The 23,041-nt window shown below is 45.8% G+C and carries 18 protein-coding genes and 1 pseudogene; 12 read left to right on the forward strand and 7 right to left on the reverse strand.

The features are described from left to right. Positions 1-8: 8 nt before the first annotated feature. From tssA to CCZ37_RS18885, 6 genes and pseudogenes are all read left to right on the forward strand, one after another. Positions 9-1,406, forward strand: coding sequence for a type VI secretion system protein TssA (tssA, locus tag CCZ37_RS13820; RefSeq protein ID WP_094500975.1), 1,398 nt, complete (start codon positions 9-11; stop codon positions 1,404-1,406). Between the two features lie 17 nt (positions 1,407-1,423). After that, positions 1,424-4,969 carry a type VI secretion system membrane subunit TssM gene (gene tssM, locus CCZ37_RS13825; protein WP_094500977.1) on the forward strand — a complete coding sequence of 1,182 codons (3,546 nt, stop codon included), beginning with the start codon at positions 1,424-1,426 and terminating at the stop codon, positions 4,967-4,969. A 57-nt stretch (positions 4,970-5,026) separates the two neighbouring features. Continuing rightward, complete coding sequence (locus CCZ37_RS13830) at positions 5,027-6,322, forward strand: type VI secretion system ImpA family N-terminal domain-containing protein (RefSeq protein WP_094500979.1); 1,296 nt, start codon at positions 5,027-5,029, stop codon at positions 6,320-6,322. Positions 6,323-6,489: 167 nt separating this feature from the next. After that, positions 6,490-8,955 (forward strand): annotated as a pseudogene (gene tssI, locus CCZ37_RS13835) (type VI secretion system tip protein TssI/VgrG); the annotation flags it as partial. A gap of 554 nt (positions 8,956-9,509) precedes the next feature. Next, a complete protein-coding gene (locus CCZ37_RS13840; RefSeq protein WP_094500983.1) occupies positions 9,510-9,908 on the forward strand; it encodes a hypothetical protein in 399 nt (132 codons plus the stop codon). 58 nt (positions 9,909-9,966) lie between these two features. Beyond that, a complete protein-coding gene (locus tag CCZ37_RS18885) occupies positions 9,967-10,353 on the forward strand; it encodes a hypothetical protein (RefSeq protein WP_157729209.1) in 387 nt (128 codons plus the stop codon). Positions 10,354-10,418: 65 nt separating this feature from the next. On the opposite strand, the gene CCZ37_RS13845 is transcribed toward CCZ37_RS18885, so the two are convergent. Continuing rightward, the gene (locus CCZ37_RS13845; RefSeq protein ID WP_017050233.1) at positions 10,419-10,679 is read right to left on the reverse strand and encodes a DUF3012 domain-containing protein; all 261 of its coding nucleotides are present in this window, start codon (positions 10,677-10,679) and stop codon (positions 10,419-10,421) included. A gap of 306 nt (positions 10,680-10,985) precedes the next feature. On the opposite strand from CCZ37_RS13845, the gene rbsD reads away from it, so the two are divergent. From rbsD to CCZ37_RS13875, 6 genes are all read left to right on the forward strand, one after another. After that, positions 10,986-11,405 carry a D-ribose pyranase gene (gene rbsD / locus CCZ37_RS13850; protein WP_094500985.1) on the forward strand — a complete coding sequence of 140 codons (420 nt, stop codon included), beginning with the start codon at positions 10,986-10,988 and terminating at the stop codon, positions 11,403-11,405. A 20-nt stretch (positions 11,406-11,425) separates the two neighbouring features. After that, a complete protein-coding gene (rbsA, locus tag CCZ37_RS13855; protein ID WP_013868175.1) occupies positions 11,426-12,931 on the forward strand; it encodes a ribose ABC transporter ATP-binding protein RbsA in 1,506 nt (501 codons plus the stop codon). Positions 12,932-12,942: 11 nt separating this feature from the next. Then, complete coding sequence (gene rbsC / locus CCZ37_RS13860; RefSeq protein WP_010320544.1) at positions 12,943-13,911, forward strand: ribose ABC transporter permease; 969 nt, start codon at positions 12,943-12,945, stop codon at positions 13,909-13,911. Positions 13,912-13,984: 73 nt separating this feature from the next. Continuing rightward, positions 13,985-14,863 carry a ribose ABC transporter substrate-binding protein RbsB gene (gene rbsB, locus CCZ37_RS13865; protein ID WP_010320543.1) on the forward strand — a complete coding sequence of 293 codons (879 nt, stop codon included), beginning with the start codon at positions 13,985-13,987 and terminating at the stop codon, positions 14,861-14,863. Between the two features lie 193 nt (positions 14,864-15,056). Continuing rightward, the gene (rbsK, locus tag CCZ37_RS13870; RefSeq protein WP_094500987.1) at positions 15,057-15,977 is read left to right on the forward strand and encodes a ribokinase; all 921 of its coding nucleotides are present in this window, start codon (positions 15,057-15,059) and stop codon (positions 15,975-15,977) included. 11 nt (positions 15,978-15,988) lie between these two features. Beyond that, positions 15,989-16,996, forward strand: coding sequence for a substrate-binding domain-containing protein (locus CCZ37_RS13875; protein WP_010320541.1), 1,008 nt, complete (start codon positions 15,989-15,991; stop codon positions 16,994-16,996). Positions 16,997-17,041: 45 nt separating this feature from the next. Here the strand turns inward: CCZ37_RS13875 and CCZ37_RS13880 are convergent, their stop codons facing one another. From CCZ37_RS13880 to zwf, 6 genes are all read right to left on the reverse strand, one after another. Then, on the reverse strand, positions 17,042-17,665 hold the full coding sequence (locus CCZ37_RS13880; protein ID WP_094500989.1) for a DsbA family protein: 624 nt from the start codon (positions 17,663-17,665) through the stop codon (positions 17,042-17,044). After that, the gene (locus CCZ37_RS13885) at positions 17,659-18,522 is read right to left on the reverse strand and encodes an MBL fold metallo-hydrolase (protein ID WP_094500991.1); all 864 of its coding nucleotides are present in this window, start codon (positions 18,520-18,522) and stop codon (positions 17,659-17,661) included. The genes CCZ37_RS13880 and CCZ37_RS13885 overlap by 7 nt, the downstream gene beginning before the upstream one ends. 331 nt (positions 18,523-18,853) lie before the next feature. Further along, positions 18,854-18,994, reverse strand: coding sequence for a hypothetical protein (locus CCZ37_RS19060; protein ID WP_010320537.1), 141 nt, complete (start codon positions 18,992-18,994; stop codon positions 18,854-18,856). A gap of 133 nt (positions 18,995-19,127) precedes the next feature. Further along, positions 19,128-20,576 carry a decarboxylating NADP(+)-dependent phosphogluconate dehydrogenase gene (gene gnd, locus CCZ37_RS13890; protein ID WP_094500993.1) on the reverse strand — a complete coding sequence of 483 codons (1,449 nt, stop codon included), beginning with the start codon at positions 20,574-20,576 and terminating at the stop codon, positions 19,128-19,130. Positions 20,577-20,589: 13 nt separating this feature from the next. Further along, on the reverse strand, positions 20,590-21,306 hold the full coding sequence (gene pgl, locus CCZ37_RS13895; protein WP_010320535.1) for a 6-phosphogluconolactonase: 717 nt from the start codon (positions 21,304-21,306) through the stop codon (positions 20,590-20,592). After that, entirely contained in the window at positions 21,303-22,805 is a 1,503-nt protein-coding gene (zwf, locus tag CCZ37_RS13900; protein WP_010320534.1) for a glucose-6-phosphate dehydrogenase, read from the reverse strand. Before zwf ends, pgl begins: the two co-directional genes overlap by 4 nt. Positions 22,806-23,041: the final 236 nt, after the last annotated feature.

Raw genomic sequence — 23,041 nt, forward strand, 5'->3', positions numbered from 1 at the left:
GAGTGTCAATGGAGTTAACCGATTATCGCCGCTGTATTACTCAGCCTATTCAAGCCGATAACCCTGTGGGTGAGCGGCTGATTGATGAGCCACTGTTTGATTTTGTTGAAGATCAAATGATGAAAGTGGGGTCACTCTCCCACGCTAGCGTGCAATGGGATGAAGTCGAACACAGTACGCTCAAACTGCTCAGTGAAAAAAGTAAAGATCTCAAATTATTGATCTACTTGTTGCAGTGTTTGCATAACCAAGTCACACCGCCACGTTTCACCACTTCGTTGCAGCTGCTGAGCGACTTTATGTCTCTGTATTGGGAAGATTGCTTCCCAGCGCCAGGCAAAAGAGGCAGTTTACCGCGCCGCAAATTCTTCAGCCAGATCGTGCAGCGGTTAGCTTTGGTGATTGATAAGTTAGATTTCGCACAATTTGATGGACAAGATCGTGATGAGTTGAACGCTGCAATGGAGGCGTTACAACAAGCAACCACTCAGGTGGGGCTGATGTCTGAGAGCGTTGAAAGTTTGGTGGCTAAAGTTCAAGCCCAACTGCGCCGTGCCACAGAACGTGAGCAAGCGAGCCAACATGTGCAAGAGGCTCCAGTAGTTGAACGTAAAACAACCACGCAGAGCGCCATCTCAGTTGACAGTTCAAGTGACAAAGCCACTAAGCAGACCTTACTAAAGGTAGCTGAGTTTTTGTCTGAACAAGAGTTCGGCATTGCCTTGGCAATACGAGTCAGGCGTTTTGCCGTGTGGTCAAGTATTACCTCATTACCTGAGCACGACGTCAGCGGTGAAACACTGTTACGGGCGATGGCGCAAGAACGAATCAAAGAGTATCACGACCAAATGCGTAGCCCAGATTTAGCCTTATGGCGCAAGGTAGAGCAGAGTTTGACCATGGCACCTTACTGGTTTGAAGGGCAACTGATGAGCTATCAAATCGCGCAAAGCTTAGGCCAAAAGGCGTGGAGTGAAGCCATTTTGAGTGAAAGCCAGCAGTTTGTGGCACGTCTACCTGCGCTGCTCGAGTTGAAATTCAAAGGAGGCGAGCCTTTTGTCAATGCGAGCGTAAAAGAGTGGCTACTCAGCCAGCAGCAAAGTAGCGCACAAGGCCAAGTAGCAGGCGATTGGCAAGACAAACGCAAAGAGGCGTTTAGCTTAGCGAAAGAGGGAGGCATTGCGGTGGCGCTCTCTATGCTCAACGATGGCCTGGTCAGCGCCAGTGAGCCAAGAGATAAATTCTATTGGCGGTTATTATCGGCTGATTTATTAAATAGCAATAATTTAGATGCGATGGCGAAAGAACAGTACCAAACGTTACATGCTCAGGTTAGCACCATGAGCGTTACCGATTGGGAACCCTCATTAGTTGAGCAATTAGAACAATACACAACGTCAGAGTAAACGAAGGACACAAACCCATGTGGAAATTTATTGTTGGGATCGCAAGAAAGTTAACACCGGGCATCGCCGCGGCGATGCCTATTTTGCTATTTAGCACGTTCATTCTATTGAATGTTGCGATTTGGTGGGCTGGCCCTTGGCTAGAGATTGCGGGTAATAAGCCGCTTGAGTCGATAACCGCTCGCGCGGTGGCCAGCAGCTTGTTTACTTTAGGTGCATTGGCCGTGTGGGGCGTGTGGCAGTGGCGAAAATTGCAAGGCTTTAAAGCCGAGCAAAAACGTGAAGAGCAGCTTCGCCAAGATCCAATTAAAGCCTATGAAGAGCGCCAAGAGGTTGAGCTGAACCAAGTGATGGTCAGCATGAAAGAGAACCTCAATAAACGTAATTATCTTTATGCGCTGCCATGGTATTTAGTACTCGGTTTGGAAAATGCGGGTAAAACTAGCCTCATCAATCGCTCTGGTCAAAACTTTGTTTTTTCTTCGGTAATGCGAGCTTCGGGCCAAAAAAGTGAAAACCCGTATTCGTTTGATTGGTGGATTGGTGATGAATCGGTACTGATTGATCCTGATGGAGAGCTACTGACACAAGGTAACCACAGCAATGATAATGATGGTGCGATGGAGCGCCGTTTGTGGCTTCATTTTGTTAATTGGTTGGAGAGAACGCGTAGCCGCCGTCCACTCAACGGTATTGTACTAGCGTTAGACGTTTCTCATTTAGCAACCGCAACTGCAACTGAGCGTAAAGCTTACGCCAATTTATTACGTGCTCGTTTACGTGAACTAATGGAGACGTTATCCACGCGTCTGCCTGTCTATATTGCATTGACGAAATTGGATTTATTACACGGTTTTGAACCTTTCTTTAAGCATTATTCGCGCAGTCAGCGTGAGGATGTGCTGGGCTTTACCTTTTCACTCGACTCTATTGATGACTTGGATAACTGGCTCAACGAGTTTTCAAAAGACTACAGTCAGTTTGTTGAGCGCATTAATGATGTGTTGCCGCATGCGGTTTCTGTACCTATGGATCTCGAAGAGCGTAATGCTATTTATAGCTTCACGCGTCAAATCTCCGGTTTAAAAGAGATCTTATTACAATTTTTCAACGATGCATTGGCCAGTGATCAGTTCTCTACTTCGGCTTTGGTGCGTGGTGCCTATTTCACTTCTGTGTATCAACAAGGTGTACCTACCAATGCGTTTGATGATGCTGCTTCGCGCCGCTATGGGCTAGATCATGCCATCAACAAAGCGCAGCAAGCCAAAAACTCGACGGTTTATTTCACACAAAAACTGTTTAATAACATCATTTATCCTGAAGCTGGGCTTGCCTCAGATAACTTTCGTGTTGCGAAGCAAAAACGCCGTTTGATTGGTTTATCGGTAGTGGCTTGTTCTATTGCAACTGTGTTATTAGTCGGCACTTGGCATCGCTATTACCTTAGCAACGTGAAGCACTCTGATGCGGTGTTAGCGAAAGTGAACGAGTACAAAAACGAGTTCCCCTCTAATCTTTATTTAGCCTCTCAGCAAGATGTTCTCGTGCCGCTCAATAAAATTCGTGAAGCGACATTGGAGTTTGGTTTCTTCCGTGATAAACCACAGTACATTTCCGATTTTGGTTTGTACCAAGGCCACACGATTGGTCCAATGGTTGAAGCGACCTATTTGAATTTATTGGAAAACCGATTTTTACCTCTACTAATGGCTGATGTCGTTGTGCAGCTTAACCAAGCCAAAACAGATGAAGAGAAGCTGGCCGTGCTGCGCGTCTATCGCATGATGGTAGATAAAAGCGGCCGCTATAAGGATTATGTACTCGATTATTTCTCCAAATACTGGCAGCAAGAGTTCGCTGGGCAACGCGTGATCCAAGAAGAACTACTGGGGCATTTAGACTACGCCATGTTACACACGGATTTAGCGGGTGATCGCGCGCGCGGTAATCGCAATGCAGAGTCGGTGATGAAGCCTTATGATCAGGTGGTGGCGAAAGTGCAGTCTGATCTTGGTTCTATGCCTAACGATCAACGTGTTTACCGTAATTTGAAGTTGAATGCACAAACGGTTCTTGGTCCCTCGATCAATTTACGCAACTTGATTGGCCCCGTCTTTGATGTGGTTTTTGAAGAGCGAGTGGTCAACAGCAGCTCGCTGTATATTCCGCAAATGCTTACCAAAAAAGGGTTTGAAGATTACTTCATGCCGCAATCAGAATCCGTTTCTGAGCTGGCCTTGATCGACAGTTGGGTACTAGGGCAATCTAAATCGGCTCAATTTAGCGAAGCGGATAAGCACGACCTTCGTAACAAAATCCGCAGCTTGTATGTGGCGGACTACACCAATACCTGGCGTGCGGCTCTTAATGAAATCAGCGTTAAGTATTTTAGCGACATCAATGACGCGGTGTCAGTATTAGAAAACTTTACTGGCAACATTGAACCGATGCAGCGTTTGCTTCGCACTTTAGAAAGCAATACTCAAATGTATGCCAGCGTGCCTAAAGATGAAGCCGCGCAAAAAGAGCTGTTAAAAAATCCAAAATACAAAGTTGCTTCGCAGATTGATGCGCCCTTTGCTGAACTAAACGCCATGCTCAAGCCAGTAGGAGACAAGCCTGCGTACATCAATGAAGTGTTAGTGGCGGTGGAAGAGTTACAAAATTACCTCAAATCGATTCAAGAAGCGCCAGATGTTGGTATGGCTGCGCTTGATGCCACCAAAGCACGCGTAAAATTAGTGAACGCTGATCCAATTTACACGGTGAAACGTATTGCATCAGGTTTGCCTAAACCGCTTGATACTATGGTGTCTAAACTGGCGGATGAAAGTTGGTATGTTGTCAAACAAGAAGCGATTAAGCACCTTGAAGTTCGTTGGCATGATGATGTTTACAAAACCTTCGAAGAGAAATTGGCTGGTCGCTATCCATTCAATGCCTCTTCTAACAAAGATAGCTCTTTGTCTGATTTCGAAGCGTTTTTTGCGCCTAAAGGTACATTGGATAACTTCTACAACAATCAGTTAAGAATGTTTGTGGAAGAAAACATTGCGGTCAATGACGATGATAATGCGCAGTCTATTATTCGCAAAGACGTTCTAGAACAGCTCAAGCAGGCGAAGAAAATTCAGCAAGCTTTCTTTAACCGCAAAGGGGTCTTAGACGTTAGTTTCTCGGTTGAACCACTACGCTTGAGCAACAACAAACGCCGCAGTGTGCTGAATGTTGATGGTCAATATCTCGCTTACAGTCACGGCCCAAGAGACAGTGTCGAGTTGATTTGGCCAAATACGCTGCGTGATTCTGCGATCTCTAAAGTAACGTTAGTGCCGACTAAAAATAATATGTCGCCACGAAGTATTAATATCCAAGGTCCGTGGGCATTTTTCCGCTTGCTTGAACAAGGTGATGTGGTGGGTGCTAGTTCCACGTCGGTTGACTTTAAGTTTGCAGTTGACGATGGTGAGATGATTTATCGACTCAATTCAGAGGCAGATATTAACCCATTCACCGAGCGGTTATTTAAGTCATTCAAACTCTCGAAAACCCTTTACTAAAATAATAGTGAGGAGCGATTGGTCATCGCTCCTCAACTCACTTAGGACGCTGTAGTCATGTCCAATATTGTATTTATCGACCACGCTCGTTTTCATTTGATAGATGATGCTGCTGCTGTTCGTCACATTGATGCCTACCAAAAGGTGAGAGATGAGATCAATCGTCGTAACAACCCATTATCAGGTGGTCCAGACTGGGCTGTGGTGAAAGTTGCTTGTGAAACATTAGCAAAAGGCCCGGGGATTGACCTTTTGCTGTGCGGTTATTACACCGTAGCCTGTTTAAAAATGCAGGGCTTAGCGGGATACGCCAATGGTGTTGAACTGTTGTGCTGCTGCTTAAGTAATTTGCCAAAACCGGACGTAAAATCGGCGAAAATGCGCAAGGAAGTGCTCGATTGGGTTAATGCTCGTGTAGTGCGGGAGTTAAAAGATCTGCGTCCGAATCATGAAGCGCTGCGTGATTTATACCGTTGTGAGCGCTTTTGTGAGCGTATGCATGCCATTTTAGAGCTGCAACAGCCGGACTATTTGGTTGATTTCGAAGGAGTAGGTTTTGCTATTTTTGAACATATTGATCGTTTAGAAACGCAATATCATTCGCTGCTAAAGCGCCATACTCAAACGGAACAGGTTGAGCAGGTGCGTAATCAAAAGCGCTCACGTGTTACGCATGTGGCCGCTTTTATATCCGGTGTTCTTGGTGTTGTGATGGTGTATGGAGCCGTCACTTATTTGCCGTTTTTCAACTCAATATCTTATGCAACCAACCTAAGGTTACCTGCTTTACATACGCCAGAGCAGGTCAATGCGTTTCAACAGGCCAACTCGCCAGCCAAGCTTGAACAGTTGTCAAATGAGATTGTGCCATTGTACCGAGAGGCGATTGAGCAAAAAATGGCGCGCTCTTTTGAATCGGCTCGTGTTGAAGCCCAGCAAGTGTTGGATGCGTTATTGCAACTCTATCCCCAAACCGAATCAGTGCTGGAGGTGGATCAAGCGTTTGCCGATGCTAAGCGTGAAGCTCTGCAACAAACTGAGCGCTTTATGGAGCGTTTTAGTGAAACGCGAACCAAGATGGCCAACATCGCGCTGCTCGCGCAAAAAGGAAAATTAACCGAACTGCAAAGACAAACCAAATCGTTGGAGGAGTTCGCTATTAGTTTGTCTCCTATTTACGGGAGAGCTGCATATGTCGAAGAGTTGCTCAAAAAAGGTGATGTTGTACAGGCTGAACAGGAGTTTATGATTCTGAAGCAGCGGCTTAATAATTTGAGCTGGAAAATGGCCGAGCTCGACAAGCAGTTTGAGCATTTGACTGTGACACATAATCAGGAAACTCAGACTCAATAAGCTGAGCAACAATTGGTTATTGAAGGGCAACTTTTTGCTCATATCAGGCAGTTTGTTGCCTTTGTCAATCGAGCTGTTTATAAGCTCATGAATACCAAAGAAAAATATCTGGCACTGCACTTGCTGTACTAGTGTCATTTTGCGATAAAAGAGTGGAAGGGAAAAAGATGGCAAGGTTAAGTTTTAGGCTCACCGTGGAGGGTTTGGCAGACGACACGTTAGTGGTGCGTGAATACCAAGGCGTGGAATCGCTGTCTGATAGCGCGCAGGCGGGCCAGCGCTGCTACGGTTTTCGCTATGAGATAAAACTGGCCAGTCGCCAATCTGGTTTAACGGCGTTGGAGCTGGTGGACAAAACCGCTCAGCTTGAGATGTTGCGTGATGGCCTTGTCGTGCAGCGCGTGCACGGCATTGTGCGCCAGTTCAGTAAAGGCGATATTGGCCATCATCACACCTTTTACTCACTGAGCTTAGTTCCAGCATTAGAGCGGCTATCACTGCGCCAAAACAGCCGTATTTTCCAGCTCAAAACCGTTCCCGAAATCCTCTCCATCGTACTGCAAGAAATGGGCATTAACGACTACGCCTTCTCGCTGAAGCGTGAGTGTGCTCAGCGTGAATTCTGCGTGCAGTACCGTGAGACGGATATCGACTTCTTGCACCGCTTAGCCGCCGAAGAGGGCTTGGTGTATCACTTCATTCACGAAGAGGGGAAACACACCCTCTTTTTCAGTGACGACAGCCAAAGCCTGATAAAGCGAGAAACGCCTATCCCTTACAACACCCTTGCAGGTGGCGTGATGGAGAGTCCTTATGTGTCGCAATTAACGCAACACAGCCAAACCGAAGTGAGCCACAGCGCGCTGCAAGATTACAGCTTTAAAAAGCCGAGCTACTCGTTTGCTCAGCAAGCGCAAGGGCGCGAGATGGATTACCAGCAAGCGACCTACGAGCACTTTGATGCACCGGGTCGCTTTAAAGACGACGTCAGCGGCAAAGCCTTTAATCAAATTCGCTTAGAGTACTTACGACGAGAAGCGCGAACCGCGAGCGGAAAAAGTAACCATCCTGGCCTGCAAGCGGGCACAAAGTTCGACTTACAAGAGCATCTTGACGACAGCGCGAATCGCGACTGGGTTGTGGTGCAAGTGCATCATCAGGGGCGTCAACCACAAGCATTGGAAGAAGAGGGCGGCAGTGGCGCGACCACGTACAGCAACCAATTCACGCTCATTCCTGCCGATGTGACGTGGCGTGCGACACCGCAAGCCAAACCTCAAGTGGATGGCCCTTGCATGGCGTTAGTCGTGGGCCCTGACGGCGAAGAAATCTTCTGTGACGAACATGGCCGCGTCAAACTGCATTTCCCGTGGGACAGATATTCCAACGGCGATGAGCACAGCTCATGCTGGGTGCGCGTCTCACAAGGTTGGGCTGGCAGCCAATATGGCATGATAGCCATTCCGCGCATTGGTCATGAAGTCATCGTCTCGTTTCTCAACGGCGACCCAGACCAACCGATAGTGACAGGCCGTACCTACCATGCGACCAACAAAGCGCCGTACATACTGCCGGATAACAAAACCAAAACCGTGCTGCGCAGTGAAACGCACCAAGGGCAAGGGTTTAACGAGCTGAGCTTTGAAGACCAAGCAGCGCAAGAGAAAATCTACCTACACGCGCAAAAAGACTTAGACGCCTTGGTGCTCAATGATGCCACGGCGCACATCAAGCACGACCAGCACCTCACGGTGGATAACGACCAATTCACGCACGTTAAACATAACCATCACCTCACGGTGGAGGGCGAAAGCCGCGATAACATAACCCAAGATAGCAGTGTAGAGATTAGCGGGTCATTACAGCATAAAGTGGCCAAACTGACCGCGATACAAACAGGGCGCGAAATAAGCCTTAAAGCGGGAGCTAAAATCGTTGTAGAAGCTGGGGCTGAAGTGACTTTAAAAGCGGGTGGCAGCTTTGTCAAAGTGGATGCCGGTGGCGTGCACATCGTTGGTCCTGCGATTAACCTTAATGCTGGCGGAAGTGCTGGTAGCGGTAGCGCTTATGGTGGGCAATCCGCCATGCTGGCAACCCCACTACTTGATATGAAAGCTCCGGCCGAATTACAAGCGAGTGCTATTAGCGCGACCATGCAAAGCGGCCAAGCGAATGTGATCACTCATTTTGAGGCTGCCGCAATACAATCCGCTGCGCAGAAATCATCTGCATCATCACAAAAGCAGTCAGAATCTAAGGTGGCAGAAAAGAGCGCTCAGGAAGAGAGCCAAAAAGAGGATGCACAAAACGAAGATAAAGCGTCACTGCTACAATCGGATGTGTTGAAAGCTTCAGAAGAGCTGGAAAAATTAGCGAAGAAACAAGCCAGCGCTTTCAGAAAAGGCAACAATGGCAAAGAAGTGAGCTTGATTCAGCAAGCGTTAGTCAAAATGAAATTTGATTTGCAAGCCGATGGTGATTTCGGTAATAAAACCAAAACGGCCATTGAGCAGTTCCAAAAAAGTTATCAACCCAGCCATCAAACGCATCCGTCGTACAGCATTGGCCCCGTTGATGGTATTGTTGGCCAAGGGACATTGTTAGGTTTAGATGAAGCGTTGATGGATGGGTGGAAGACAACTCCGTTGAAAAGCGTAAACTGGGCTGATAGTAAGTTTGGTATCTTACTTGGTAGCGTTGAATCAAAAAATGATTATTCTGCTTATAACAGAACACAAGGTGGTTTGAAATCTTTCTACAATACAATGCTTAATAAAATGACTGTAAGTGAAGTTCTAGCAAAGCAGAAATCCAGAGAGGTATTCGCTGCTGGACGGTTTCAATTAATTCCAAGTACTTTAAAGGATGCAGTTCTTACACTATCAATTGATACTACGTCTATTTTTGATAAACATACACAAGATCAAATATTTAATGATTATTTGATTAGAGTTAAAAGACCTCAAATTGCTGCATTTTTGGAGTCAACTGGCTCCGTAGAAGATGCGATGTATGCTTGGGCTAAAGAATTTGCATCAGCAGGAGTTGAAAAAGGTAAAGCAATTAGTAAAGGCCGCGTTGCAGTCGGTGGTGAGTCATATTATTCAGGTGATGGTTTGAATAAAGCGCATTTATCAACCGAAAAGATGAAAAAAGTATTAATTAAATCTAAGCAGGATATGAAGTGATGAAGCTATTTTTAGTTTTTATATACAGTGTTTTTTTATTTAGTTCAGTGGCATGTGCAAACATAAATAGTCTCTTAGAAGGGCAGGGTTATTCTGAGGTTTTTAAAAATAGTTTCTATCAAGTCTATGAACTAGGCCCCAATTTCAATACTGATGATTACGTCTTTTCATATGCTTGTGGTGGTGGGGCTATATGTGCAAACATTTACGATTCTCAATCCAAATTATTTATCGATCTTCCTGATAACTATATTGCCGACTCAGAGCTGGAAGACTTTTCTTTAAGTTTCAGCAAGGAAAGCTCAAGGTTATGCATTTCTGGTGAGAGTGCTTATGATTCAATGATTTACAATGACACTTGTTATACTTATACAGCTGGTGAGCTTGTTAGAAATTAATTGCCATTCGTGTGTTTTTCTTGGCGTAATGTCTCGTCAAACAGGAAGACAATAAGATATGACCACTTATAACCTAATATTTCACTGTACTTTTTTATTATCTTGTTCATTCTATGCTGGGGCATTTCCGATTCCACCAAGTAATGAGTTAAGAACGTTAATTAAGTTTTACGATAATCAGACAGGTAAAACTGGAGGTAATGTTGCCTATATACCAATAGGCAAGCCTTGTCTGAATGTCGTTACTAATGGAAAGCATTATGAGTATTGTTTTATTAACGAGAATGAAAACTTGTCGAATAGTGATAAGCAAGGTTTTTATATTACTTTAAAAAGTGTATCAAAGAGCGATGTTAGTTTTTCATACGATACACTCTGGTATTCAATGAGCTGTCGTATTTTTACCGAAGATCAAAAAATAGAATGTGATGAGCCCTACGGTTAGATATTGACTGTTGTTTTAAATAGAATAAAGAGCCAACATAGCTAGGCTCTTTATTTAAACTAATCCTAAAAAATACAATGCTTAGCGAAGTCGCCAGCCTCATTCGCTGTCCAATCACCTTTTGGCTTGTCTTTCATATCTTCACACCACGCGTCGCTGCCAATTTGTGATTGGAAGACACAGTGCTTTGCATAATCCACCGCCTGCCCGGCGTTCCATTCGCCTTTTGGTTTCTCTTTCATATCTTGACACCATGCTTCGCTGCCCACTTCTGAGCAGGCGGCGAGTGAGAATGCAGTAAACAATACCAAGGCTATTTTTTTCATGTTTGAGTTCCAAATGGATGCGATTTTTGTTCGGAGTGACTATACCGAAAATCACGGTCTCAGTGTTAATCCTATGCTAAAAATGGGCATCTAATGACAAATCACTCAGTGATGATCCTCACTCTTTTTTACTCCTCAGCTCACTAATCAACGATCAAAATCACATTACCTATTTTCGCATCGTGCAAATTATTTTTGCTACGCTAGGATTCATCGAAACGTTTCGATGAGATTTTCTTGAACGATTCAAGAGTGATAGAAAGGTGTCAGAAAGCGAAACATAAAGCCTAACGTGAAGGTATAACAATGAAAAAAAGTACCCTATTAAACTCGGAACTCTCTTACTTGGTGGCTACTTTAGGGCATACCGACGAAATCACAATTTGTGATGCAGGTTTGCCTATTCCCGATGAAGTGCAGCGTATTGATTTAGCATTAACTCACGGTATTCCCGGTTTTCTTGACACGGTCCGCGTGATTCTTTCTGAATCTCAAATTGAAGGTGTGATCATTGCTGAAGAGTTTACACAAGTAAGCCCTGAGCATCACAAAGCGCTGCTGGCTGAGCTGAAAGCGGAAGAGGAGTTATGCGAGAAAACGATTGCTGTCACTTACCTCTCTCATCACGATTTTAAAGAGCGCACTATGCGCAGCCGCGCCGTGGTAAGAACTGGCGAATGCACGCCGTATGCGAATGTTATTTTTCAAGCAGGCGTCGTGTTTTAAGCCGCGATTGAGGATCCACTATGACTCAAGCAATTTTAGCGCTCAGTGAGATTGAAAAAGCGTTCCCCGGCGTGAAAGCGCTCGATAAAGCTAGCCTCAATGTTTACCCCGGCCGCGTGATGGCGTTGATGGGCGAAAACGGCGCGGGTAAATCAACCTTAATGAAAGTGTTGACGGGTATCTATTCATTGGATGCGGGTTCTATCACTTACCAAGGAAAACCAGCCGCCTTTAAAGGCCCACGAGATTCACAACAAGCGGGCATCAGCATTATTCACCAAGAGTTGAATTTGATTCCGGAATTAACTATTGCTGAAAACATTTTTCTAGGCAGAGAGATAACCGGTGCGATGGGGCGAATTTTATGGAATGAAATGTACCAAGCAGCCGACAAACTACTGGCTCGCTTAAATGTTAAACACAGCTCCAAGACCTTGTTGGGTGACTTAAGCCTTGGTGAGCAACAGATGGTTGAGATTGCAAAAGCGCTCTCATTTGAGTCGAAAGTGATCATCATGGATGAACCGACGGATGCGCTGACGGATACCGAAACTGAATCGTTATTTAATGTGATTAACGAGCTGCGTGAACAAGGTTGCGGCATTGTTTATATCTCACATCGGTTGAAAGAAATTTTTGAAATTTGTGACGATATTACCGTGTTACGTGATGGCAAATTCATTGGCCAGTGCAAAGTGTCTGACACCAATGAAGATGGCCTGATTGAGATGATGGTCGGCCGGAAATTAGAAGAACAGTACCCACGTATTGAGGTAAAGCACGGCGACACTTGCCTTGAAGTGATAGGCCTCACGGGCTCAGGTGTGCATGACATTAATTTTACGCTCAAACGAGGTGAAATCCTCGGTGTTTCGGGTTTGATGGGCGCAGGGCGCACTGAATTAATGAAAGTGATTTACGGCGCGCTGCCCAGTGAGCGAGGCGTGATTAACCTTGAGAACAAAACCATCAACCCAGTCAGCCCACAAGATGGCCTTGCAAACGGTATCGCGTATATTTCAGAAGATCGCAAAGGGGACGGTTTGGTTCTTGGCCTGTCGGTGAAAGAGAACATGTCACTGTGTGCGTTGAATAAATTTAGCAAAGGTGTACAGATTCAACACAGTGATGAAGTCATCGCAGTGGAAGATTTTATTCGCCTATTCAACATCAAAACGCCATCTCGTGATCAAATCATTGGTAATTTGTCCGGTGGCAATCAGCAAAAAGTAGCGATTGCGAAAGGGTTGATGACACGTCCCAAAGTTTTGATTTTGGATGAACCCACACGCGGGGTTGACGTGGGAGCCAAAAAAGAGATTTACCAATTGATTAACCAATTTAAAGCCGAAGGGATGAGCATTATTTTGGTTTCGTCAGAGATGCCAGAAGTGCTAGGGATGAGTGACCGAATTTTGGTGATGCATGAAGGTCGAATCAGCGGCGAATTCAGTGCCAAACAAGCCAACCAAGAGATTCTACTCGCCTGTGCGGTAGGCAAAAAGATCAATGAGGAAGCAGCATGAGCAGTAACAGCATGAGTAATTCAACCCAAACTAACCGCAGAAAATGGATCAGTAAAGAGTGGCTCATTGAGCAAAAATCACTGATTGCTTTGCTTTTTTTAGTGGTCGTTGTCTCTTTTTTAAACCCCAATTTCTTCACGGTTGACAACATACTGAACATTTTGCGCCAAACCTCAGTCAACGCCATTATCGCTGTGGGGATGACCTTGGTTATTCTAACGGCAGGTATCGATTTGAGTGTTGGCTCGGTACTGGCGTTGTGCGGCGCTTTTGCTGCAACCATGATTGGTCTTGAGATTCCGGTCATTATCGCAGTCCCTACAGCGTTACTTGCTGGTGCGGCACTGGGTGCGATTAGCGGCATCATTATCGCCAAAGGTAAAGTGCAAGCGTTTATTGCCACCTTAGTCACCATGACCTTATTGCGTGGTGTGACCATGGTTTATACCGATGGGCGTCCAATTTCGACAGGTTTTACCGATACTGCAGACGCTTTTGCTTGGTTTGGTACAGGTTACGCGTTGGGTATTCCTGTTCCGGTGTGGATGATGGTGGTGGTCTTTGCTGCGGTTTGGTACTTACTCAACCATACACGTTTTGGCCGCTATGTTTACGCGCTCGGTGGCAATGAGTCTGCAACTCGATTGTCAGGTATTAATGTGGATCGCGTGAAAATTGGTGTGTACGCCATCTGTGGTCTATTGGCTGCGCTGGCTGGCATCATCGTCACGTCTCGCCTCTCTTCTGCGCAACCGACTGCTGGTATGGGTTATGAGCTGGATGCCATCGCTGCCGTTGTACTTGGTGGTACCAGCTTGATGGGGGGTAAAGGACGCATTATGGGCACGTTAATTGGGGCGCTGATCATCGGCTTTCTTAATAACGCGCTGAACCTGCTTGATGTCTCTTCTTACTACCAAATGATTGCGAAAGCCGTGGTTATTTTGCTCGCGGTACTCGTGGATAACAAAAATAAGTAACACGATAGAAAACCTCCGTTTTAAAGCGAGCCATATTAGCTTTAAAACGGCCCCTACAAAAAGGACTATAAAGATGAAAAAACTTGCAACTTTAATCTCTGCTGCTCTACTTTCCACCACTGTCTCTGTGGCTGCGCATGCGCAAGACACCATGGCGATTGTACTATCCACTCTGAACAACCCATTTTTTGTCACCATGAAAGATGGCGCAGAAGCAAAAGCGAAAGAGCTAGGCTACAACCTGATCGTCTTGGATTCACAAAATGATCCAAGCAAAGAGCTATCAAACGTAGAAGACCTAACCGTTCGTGGCGTTAAAGCGATTTTGATCAACCCAACCGATTCTGATGCCGTCTCTAACGCCATTCGTATGGCCAACCGCGCTAAAGTGCCAGTGTTGACACTGGATCGCGGTGCAAGCCGTGGTGATGTTGTGAGCCACATCGCTTCTGATAACGTAGTCGGTGGTGAAATGGCCGGTCACTTTATCGTCGAAAAAATCGGTGCAAAAGCCAAAGTCATTCAACTGGAAGGGATTGCCGGCACATCGGCCGCTCGTGAGCGTGGAGAAGGTTTCATGAACGCGGTGAAAGGCAGTGAAATGGAACTGCTTGCTAGCCAGCCTGCTGATTTTGACCGCACTAAAGGTTTGAATGTAATGGAAAACCTGCTAGCGGCAAACCCAGATGTTCAAGCTGTATTTGCCCAAAATGATGAAATGGCATTGGGTGCACTTCGCGCCGTTCAAGCATCAGGCAAAGAGGTGATGATCATCGGTTTTGATGGTACCGACGATGGTATCGCTGCGGTAGAACGCGGCCAACTTGCTGCGACTGTTGCTCAGCAACCAGACATGATCGGTGCACTTGGCATTGAAACGGCCGATAAAATGCTAAAAGGCGAACAAGTGGATGAGTACATTCCGGTTCCTCTAAAAATCATCAGCAAATAATCTTTGCTGTAGGTAGCTCTTTACTGGCAGGTAGCTCTTTACTGGCTCGTAGAGAGCTACCTCTTCTATAACCCCTCAGCTATCAATAACCAGTAATCAGGCTCGATAGGTTTGTTTTTTCAGGTGAAGCCACAAAAGCCAAACCTCTCCAGCTCTATTTCAAACATGTTCACTCATGAACAAAGGACAAATTATGAATCAGTTAGTGGTATTAGGCAGTGTTAACGCTGACCATGTTTTGCAAGTGCCTTCATTTCCTCGCCCGGGTGAGACGCTGCATGGGCGTCATTATCAAGTTATTCCCGGTGGTAAAGGGGCCAACCAAGCTGTAGCGGCTGCGCGATTAAAAGCGGACATCGGTTTTATTGCCTGCGTGGGTGACGACGCATTCGGTATCAATACTCGTGAGAATTTTAAGCTCGATGGTATCAACATTGCGGGAGTTAAAATGCAGCCCAATTGTCCGACGGGCATCGCGATGATCCAAGTCTCGGACAGCGGAGAAAACAGCATCTGTATTTCGGCAGAGGCGAATGACAAGCTGACGGCTGATGCTATTGAAGCGGATTTAGCCGCCATTGGCGCGGCCAAATATTTATTGATGCAATTAGAGACGCCAATCGATGGCATTATTAAAGCTGCGCAAATCGCCAAACAAAATCGTACCAATGTGATTTTAAACCCAGCGCCTGCCCGAGATCTGCCTGATACTCTGCTAGAATGTGTCGATGTGATCACACCAAACGAAACGGAAGCGCAGCGCTTAACGGGGATCACGGTTGATGATGATCACACGGCGCAGTTAGCGGCCAATGAACTGCATAAAAAAGGGATTGAAATCGTCTTGATCACCTTAGGTGCAAAAGGCGTTTGGCTAAGCCAAAATGGGCGTGGTCAACTGATTGCTGGTTTTAAAGTCGATGTGACAGACACCACCGCGGCAGGTGATACGTTTAACGGTGCTTTAGTAACGGGTCTTTTGGAAGATATGCCTTTAGAATCAGCCATTAAATTTGCGCATGCTGCGGCAGCCATTTCTGTTACCCGTTTTGGCGCGCAAACCTCAATACCCACCCGAATAGAAGTGGACGCGTTTCTCGCTCAGCATCAATAGGAAAAACAGACATGGCGACAATGAAAGATATTGCAAGATTAGCCGGCGTATCCACGTCTACCGTCAGCCATGTCATTAATAAATCTCGCTATGTGAGCGATGAAATCGCTGTGCGTGTCAATAAAGCCGCGCAAGATCTGAACTATGCCCCGTCAGCATTGGCTCGCAGTCTCAAAATGAACCGAACGCGTACCATTGGTATGTTAGTGACCACTTCGACGAACCCTTTTTTTGGCGAAGTGGTCAAAGGGGTAGAGCGCAGTTGCTACCACAAAGGTTATAACCTTATTTTGTGTAATACCGAAGGGGATAGCCAGCGAATGCAAGCCTCTATCAACACGCTACTGCAAAAGCGCGTTGATGGCTTACTTTTGATGTGTTCCACCTTAGAAGGTGAGCGGATTGACGTTTTTGAACGTTACCCAGATATCCCTGTCGTGGTGATGGATTGGGGCCCAATGCTCTTTCCTAGCGATAAAATACAAGATAACTCTTTACGTGGTGGTTATATTGCGGCGAACTATTTGATTGAGTGCGGTCATAAAGAAATCGGTTGCATTACCGGGCCATTGATTCGTCATCAAGCTCAAATGCGTTATGAAGGCTATAAGCGCGCTGTCTTGGAAGCAGGTTTGGACATTCACCCCAATTGGATTGTGGAATCCGATTTTGAATGTGAAGGTGGCTACGAAGCGTTCAATAAAATGTTAGCCAAAGGACCATTACCGAGTGCGATTTTTGTCTCTAATGACATGATGGCAATGGGGGTGATTAATGCAGCTAATGAAAAAGGGATCCGCATTCCTGAAGATCTTTCGCTGATGGGGTATGACGATATTCACATCGCCCGTTTTATGTCGCCAGCTCTAACCACTATCCATCAACCCAAATATCGTTTAGGTAAAGCGGCAGTTGACACCTTGCTTGCCCGTTTAGAAAACGAAGCGCTCGAACCGCAAATTGTTCAATTAGAGCCGACTTTAGCGGTGCGTAAAAGCATCAAAATGATGAACAAGTAGATGGAAAAATCCCTCTCTTTAGTCAAGAGAGGGATGAGGCACTAACTACTGAGTCATCTTTTTCCAGAAATCAGCCCATTGTTGTGGTCGATTATAGAAATGGCTAACAGATACGGTTCGCCATTGCCCCTCTGCTTCATACACAATCGAGGGAAAACCAGAAAGCTGATATTGCGCCATTAAGCTTTGCGTCTGCTCTAACTGCTCTGGTAACTGAGCTTTGGCTTGCTCCATCGCTTGTTCCCATTGATTTGGCTCTAGGTCAAGCGATTGGGCTAACAGTGCCAATGTGTCAGTATCGGCCACAGGCAAACCTTGCTGGTAATGCGCTTGTTGAATGCTTTTGAGCATAACACTTGGCGATACACCGAGTAATTGCGCTGCAATAATGGCTTGAGCAGTAACGTATGAGTCCAATATCACGGTTTCACCACTTTTGATTTTGGCGATGTAACCTTCCCCAAATACGGCTCCTGTTTGCTGAGCAATACGCTGATCAGCTTGCAGTACATGCTGGCGAAAACCATCTGAAAGAGGCGATCGCTCGATCATTCCACCCGGATGAAGGTGCAGTTTTACTCCGCCCATTTCATTCAACTGTTGAATGAGAGAGGTTGCTCCGTAACACCAGCCACACATTGGGTCGAAAATATAGTGGACGTTTACCATTTCATCTCACCCATGTGAACTTTGGCACCAATTTCTAAAGCCATTGGTAGGCCAGCATTAGGGTAAAGGTTTTGCATGGTTTGAATTAACTGAGCGCTGTCTTTGCTGTTTGCTTTCGCTTTAGCAAAATCCATAAGATATTGTTGTGCAAATTCAATTGAAGAAGCATCAAGCGCTGTACCAGAAGTCATATGCCCCGGGATCACTACGTTTGGTTTGAGTGCTTTCATTTGATCAAGTTGTTGCGCCCAAGCTTGGCGGCTCGCATCACTTTGTGCATCGGCCATCCATAAATGAACATTTCCGTATACCGCGACGTTACCTAAAATTGCTTTATTGGCTGGTATCCATAAATAAGGACGATGCGCTAATTCTCCATCCGCATCGCGAATTTCAATAGTTTGCCCATCAATGGTTAATGTTTTGCCATTATAAGCCGTTGGTAGTATTGGTTTTACAGGGGCATTTGCGCCCATTTTTGGAGCCCAAAATGCCAGTTTACCTTCCAGTTTCTCTTCAATCGTTGCACGTACGCCAGGAGTCGTAAGTACTTTCGCTTGCGGAAACATGTCATGCAGCACTTCAGCGCCGAAGTAGTAATCAGGGTCAGCTTGGCTAATAAAGATCGTGGTTAAGTTTTTGCCAGAGTCGAGTACTTTTGCCGCAATACGGAGAGCGTCTGCTTTGGTAAAGCCAGTGTCAACCACCATCGCTTCTGTTTCGCCATAAACCAAAGTGGAGTTGACATGAAAACTATTACCATCTGCGTTGTAGACGTCAAGTGTCAAAGGTTGTTGTGCTGCAAACGCGGCGCTGCTGATGAGTGTGGTTGCGGTAAGTAGAGTCAGTTTTTTCATGATTATTTATCCAAAGAGTTGTTATCGGTTCGGGAGCTATCATACGAATTAGACTTGTTCGGATATATAGCTAATAATTAACATCATTGTTTCTTAATTTGAACTAATGAGGAATAAATTAACCAACAAACGAGAGTTTTTGGATATAGAATTCGCTTAACGCGTTCGTGCTATAGCTACAGTTAAATGGCAGAGGTTTATCGCTAGCAGTACAAGCTTTGATTGAATGTCAGAAAGAGTATTTCGTGAATCATGATTGGCAAACGATATGCCTATAGATGAGGTAGAGAGGAGTGATAAGCAGAGCGTGTTGCCACACTCTGCTTATGGATTATGCTACTGCGCCTTGTTTCTGCGCTTGTTGCACTAATGCCTGACGTTGAGCTTCCATAGCAGATTGAACTTCATTTTCCCTATGAGTGTCTTCTTCCACAGCCTGTGGGACAAATACATAGAACTTATTGATGGTCATCTTTGGATCTCATATAGTTTTGGAAACAAAAAAATAGAGGATGTTAACCTAGTTAACATCCTCCATGACGGTCAAATTATAGGCGTAGATGAGGGGGCTTAGCTAGTCCTTTTTTCATCATAAGCCAAATTTTCTATACGTCGTAAGTGGTAGACGCTGTATCGCCGCCTGTACCGGTCCAGTTTGTGTGGAAGAATTCACCACGTGGACGATCAGTACGCTCATAAGTGTGAGCACCAAAGTAATCACGTTGGGCTTGCAGTAAATTAGCCGGTAAGCGAGCGGTGGTGTAGCCATCTAAGAAAGTGAGCGCGGAGGTCATACATGGCATTGGAATGCCGACTTCCATTGATTTGGCCGCTACTTTACGCCAAGCCGCTAGGCAGTTATCCAAAATGCCCTTGAAGTAGGCATCTGAACCTAAGAAGGCGATTTCTGGGTTAGCTTCGAACGCATCACGAATGTTGCTCAGGAATGCGGAGCGGATGATACAACCACCACGCCACATCAATGCCACGTTACCGTAGTTAAGATTCCAACCATTTTCGTTAGACGCTTGGCGCATTAGCATAAAGCCTTGTGCGTAAGAGATGATCTTAGACGCAAGTAGCGCTTGACGAAGTGCGTCAACCCACTCTTGTTTATCACCTTCGATTTGCATATTGCTCTTACCAAACAGTGCTTCGGCAGCAACGCGCTGATCTTTCAATGCTGAAAGGCAACGAGAGAAAACTGACTCAGTGATCAGCGTCAGCGGAATACCCATATCGAGTGCGTTAATGCCCGTCCATTTCCCTGTGCCTTTTTGGCCAGCAGTATCGAGGATTTTCTCAACCAGAGCTTCACCATCTTCGTCTTTGTAGCCTAAGATATCAGCGGTGATTTCCACTAGGTAACTATCGAGCTCGGTCTTGTTCCAATCAGCAAACACTTTTTGCATTTCATCATGGTTTAAACCCAAGCCGTCTTTCATAAACTGATAAGCTTCGGTAATTAGCTGCATATCGCCATATTCGATACCGTTGTGTACCATTTTAACGAAGTGACCCGCGCCGTCGTTACCCACCCAATCACAGCAAGGTTCACCAGCTTCGGTTTTTGCTGAGATACCTTGGAAAATTGGCTTCACGGCTTGCCAAGCTTCAGGTGCGCCACCTGGCATGATAGATGGGCCAAAACGTGCCCCTTCTTCGCCACCAGAAACGCCTGTACCGATAAAGTGAATACCTTTTTCACGCAGTGCTGCAACACGGCGGTTGGTGTCTGGGAAGTTCGTGTTACCGCCATCGATAATGATGTCGCCTTTATCGAGTAACGGAACCAGTTGGTCGATGAAATCATCCACGACTTGGCCCGCACGCACCATCAGCATCACTTTGCGAGGTGTCGCCAGTTTGTCGACTAACTCTTGCAGTGAATAAGCACCAACAATATTGGTGTCTTTCGCTGGACCTGCTAGGAACTCATCGACTTTTGCCGCGGTACGGTTGTGAGCCACCACTTTAAAACCGTGGTCGTTCATATTTAGGATAAGGTTTTGGCCCATCACTGCTAGGCCGATTACACCGATATCACCTTTCATTTATTTCTCTCCTTCACGCAATCTTTGTTGCGGCATCTGAATCTAAAAACCACTCTGTTTCGCCAGTTGTTGATTTAACTTTGGCAGCCGGATAAGGAAGATCCTCGGCTTTCGTGGTGTGAATTTCGTGTACGATCTCGGCTTTACCTGCGCCAAGAACGAGGTAACTAATACGTTTTGCAGCTTCCAACACTTTAGCTGTTTTAGAGACACGAAGTTGGCCTGATTCCGGATGCGTTGCCACTAAAGATAAATTCTCATCCTCGTAGTCGGTCACATTAGGGAACAGGGACGCCGTATGGCCATCTGCGCCAACACCGAGCAAAATCCAATCAAAAACAGGAGTACCGTTGACGGATGGAATGACTTTTGCCATCTCATCGGCAAAGCGCTTAGCTTCGGTTTGTGGATCATCTTCGCCGCGAATACGGTGAATATTTTGAGGTGGAATGTTCACTTGGCTAAACAGCAGTGTATTGGCTTCACCAAAGTTGCTTTCGGCATCCTCAGGAGCAACACAGCGTTCATCACCCCACCAGAAATGCAGGTTTTGCCATGCAATCACCTGTGCATAAGGTTCACTGGCCAATAATTTGAACAGCATTTTGGGTGTGCTGCCACCGGAAAGGGAGATATGAACCGGCTGACCTTGCTCGCTATAGCGTTGCATTTCATTGGCAAGCGTTTCAACCACCTGTTCTGGGGTTTGAAATATTTTATGATTGATCATAATTCGCAGTAATCCGTATCGGTCAAGTTTTTACACGGGAAGCGCCACGCGCGGCCATCATTGTGTAGCAGCAAATCGGACTCTTTTGGTCCCCACGTGCCACAGGCATAGCCAAACAGCGATTGAGGGTCTTGTTTGAAATCCAAAATAGGTTGTACGAACTTCCAACACGCTTCTACGGCATCGGTACGTGCAAATAAAGTTGCATCACCGTTGAGCGCATCCAAAAGAAGCCGTTCATAAGCGGTCAACATCTTGGTTTCTTCCAGTGATGTGTAATGGAAGTTCATGGAGACTTCTTTGGCTTTAAAGCCCGCACCTGGTTCCTTCAAACCAAAGCTCATTTGAATGCCTTCATCGGGCTGAATGCGGATGATGAGCTTGTTTTCAGGGGCATTTTGCCCAAAAACAGGGTGTGGCGTACGCTTAAAGTGAATGACCACTTCGGTGACGCGCGTTGGTAAACGTTTACCTGAACGCACATAAAATGGCACGCCATTCCAGCGCCAGTTATTGATAAACATTTTCAAACCGACATAGGTTTCAGTGCGCGATCCTGCTGCCACACCATGTTCATCACGGTAACTGGGTAAAAACTGGCCACGCACTTCTGATTCCGTATATTGCCCCAGTACGAGGTTGTGGCGTAGGTCATCATCAGAAAGCGGTTGCAGGCTTTGCAGCACTTTATTGACTTCGTTACGAATTGAATCAGCATTAATGGCGGCTGGTGGTTCCATGCTAACCATAGCTAACACTTGCAGTAAATGGTTTTGGAACATATCACGCACCGCACCAGAACCGTCGTAATAGCCACCGCGTTCTTCGACGCCCAAAAATTCTGCGCCTGTAATTTCGACATAGTCAATGAAATTGCGGTTCCACAAAGGTTCGAACATCCCGTTAGCAAAACGGAAAACCAACAGGTTTTGTACCGTCTCTTTGCCTAAATAATGGTCGATACGGTAGATCTGGTGTTCTTGGAAATGGCGATGAATTTCGATATCAAGGCTTTGAGCCGATGCAAGATCATAACCAAACGGTTTTTCGATGATCAAACGCTTCCAACCTTGCGCTTCGCTATTTAATCCATGCGCTGCGAGATTGGCCGGGATGACGCCATAAAGGCTCGGCGGCGTCGCGAGATAGAACAGAGTGTTGCGTTGCGTGAATTGGTATTGCTCAGCCAAAGAGTCAAGACGCGTGGCGAGCTGCGCGTATTCTGCAACATCTGAAGTATTGATCGCTTGATAATGCAAGTGCTCGCAAAAGGCGTCGAGAATATCTGGGACGGTCTTTTCCATTTCCTGAAGAGAGCGCTTTAATTTTTCACGGTATGACTCATCGCTGTATTGGGTTCGGCTGACACCCAGAATAGCAAAGGATTTCGGCAGTTGATCACTGGCGAACAAGTGATACAGAGCAGGTATAAGCTTGCGATAGGTTAAGTCGCCTGAAGCACCAAAAATCACAATACTGCTGTTTTCAGGTATTACCATCATCTTTCCCTTAAAAACGAGGTATTTAGCATGCGCCAACGGTAGCAGCGTCATGCAAAAATAGAAAATAGGCTCTAACTATAATGTCGATAGTTAAAACCAATGCGCTCCTCCAAAAGTGCAGAACGCAGTCTAGGGATCGCCCCTAGACTCGGGTGCGTATTGTCTACGACAATTTGACATACATCAACTATTGATAACGCAATCGATTAAATTCTCATGCCATCTCGATACAT

Origin of the sequence: Vibrio qinghaiensis (assembly GCF_002257545.1) — a bacterium.
GTDB classification, from domain to species: domain Bacteria; phylum Pseudomonadota; class Gammaproteobacteria; order Enterobacterales; family Vibrionaceae; genus Vibrio; species Vibrio ordalii.

Coding starts and splice junctions, on each gene's coding strand:
- tssA (WP_094500975.1), top strand. CDS start 9: ATGGAGTTAACCGATTATCGCCGCTGTATTACTCAGCCTATTCAAGCC.
- tssM (WP_094500977.1), top strand. CDS start 1,424: ATGTGGAAATTTATTGTTGGGATCGCAAGAAAGTTAACACCGGGCATC.
- CCZ37_RS13830 (WP_094500979.1), top strand. CDS start 5,027: ATGTCCAATATTGTATTTATCGACCACGCTCGTTTTCATTTGATAGAT.
- CCZ37_RS13840 (WP_094500983.1), top strand. CDS start 9,510: ATGAAGCTATTTTTAGTTTTTATATACAGTGTTTTTTTATTTAGTTCA.
- CCZ37_RS18885 (WP_157729209.1), top strand. CDS start 9,967: ATGACCACTTATAACCTAATATTTCACTGTACTTTTTTATTATCTTGT.
- CCZ37_RS13845 (WP_017050233.1), bottom strand. CDS start 10,679: ATGAAAAAAATAGCCTTGGTATTGTTTACTGCATTCTCACTCGCCGCC.
- rbsD (WP_094500985.1), top strand. CDS start 10,986: ATGAAAAAAAGTACCCTATTAAACTCGGAACTCTCTTACTTGGTGGCT.
- rbsA (WP_013868175.1), top strand. CDS start 11,426: ATGACTCAAGCAATTTTAGCGCTCAGTGAGATTGAAAAAGCGTTCCCC.
- rbsC (WP_010320544.1), top strand. CDS start 12,943: ATGAGTAATTCAACCCAAACTAACCGCAGAAAATGGATCAGTAAAGAG.
- rbsB (WP_010320543.1), top strand. CDS start 13,985: ATGAAAAAACTTGCAACTTTAATCTCTGCTGCTCTACTTTCCACCACT.
- rbsK (WP_094500987.1), top strand. CDS start 15,057: ATGAATCAGTTAGTGGTATTAGGCAGTGTTAACGCTGACCATGTTTTG.
- CCZ37_RS13875 (WP_010320541.1), top strand. CDS start 15,989: ATGGCGACAATGAAAGATATTGCAAGATTAGCCGGCGTATCCACGTCT.
- CCZ37_RS13880 (WP_094500989.1), bottom strand. CDS start 17,665: ATGGTAAACGTCCACTATATTTTCGACCCAATGTGTGGCTGGTGTTAC.
- CCZ37_RS13885 (WP_094500991.1), bottom strand. CDS start 18,522: ATGAAAAAACTGACTCTACTTACCGCAACCACACTCATCAGCAGCGCC.
- CCZ37_RS19060 (WP_010320537.1), bottom strand. CDS start 18,994: ATGACCATCAATAAGTTCTATGTATTTGTCCCACAGGCTGTGGAAGAA.
- gnd (WP_094500993.1), bottom strand. CDS start 20,576: ATGAAAGGTGATATCGGTGTAATCGGCCTAGCAGTGATGGGCCAAAAC.
- pgl (WP_010320535.1), bottom strand. CDS start 21,306: ATGATCAATCATAAAATATTTCAAACCCCAGAACAGGTGGTTGAAACG.
- zwf (WP_010320534.1), bottom strand. CDS start 22,805: ATGGTAATACCTGAAAACAGCAGTATTGTGATTTTTGGTGCTTCAGGC.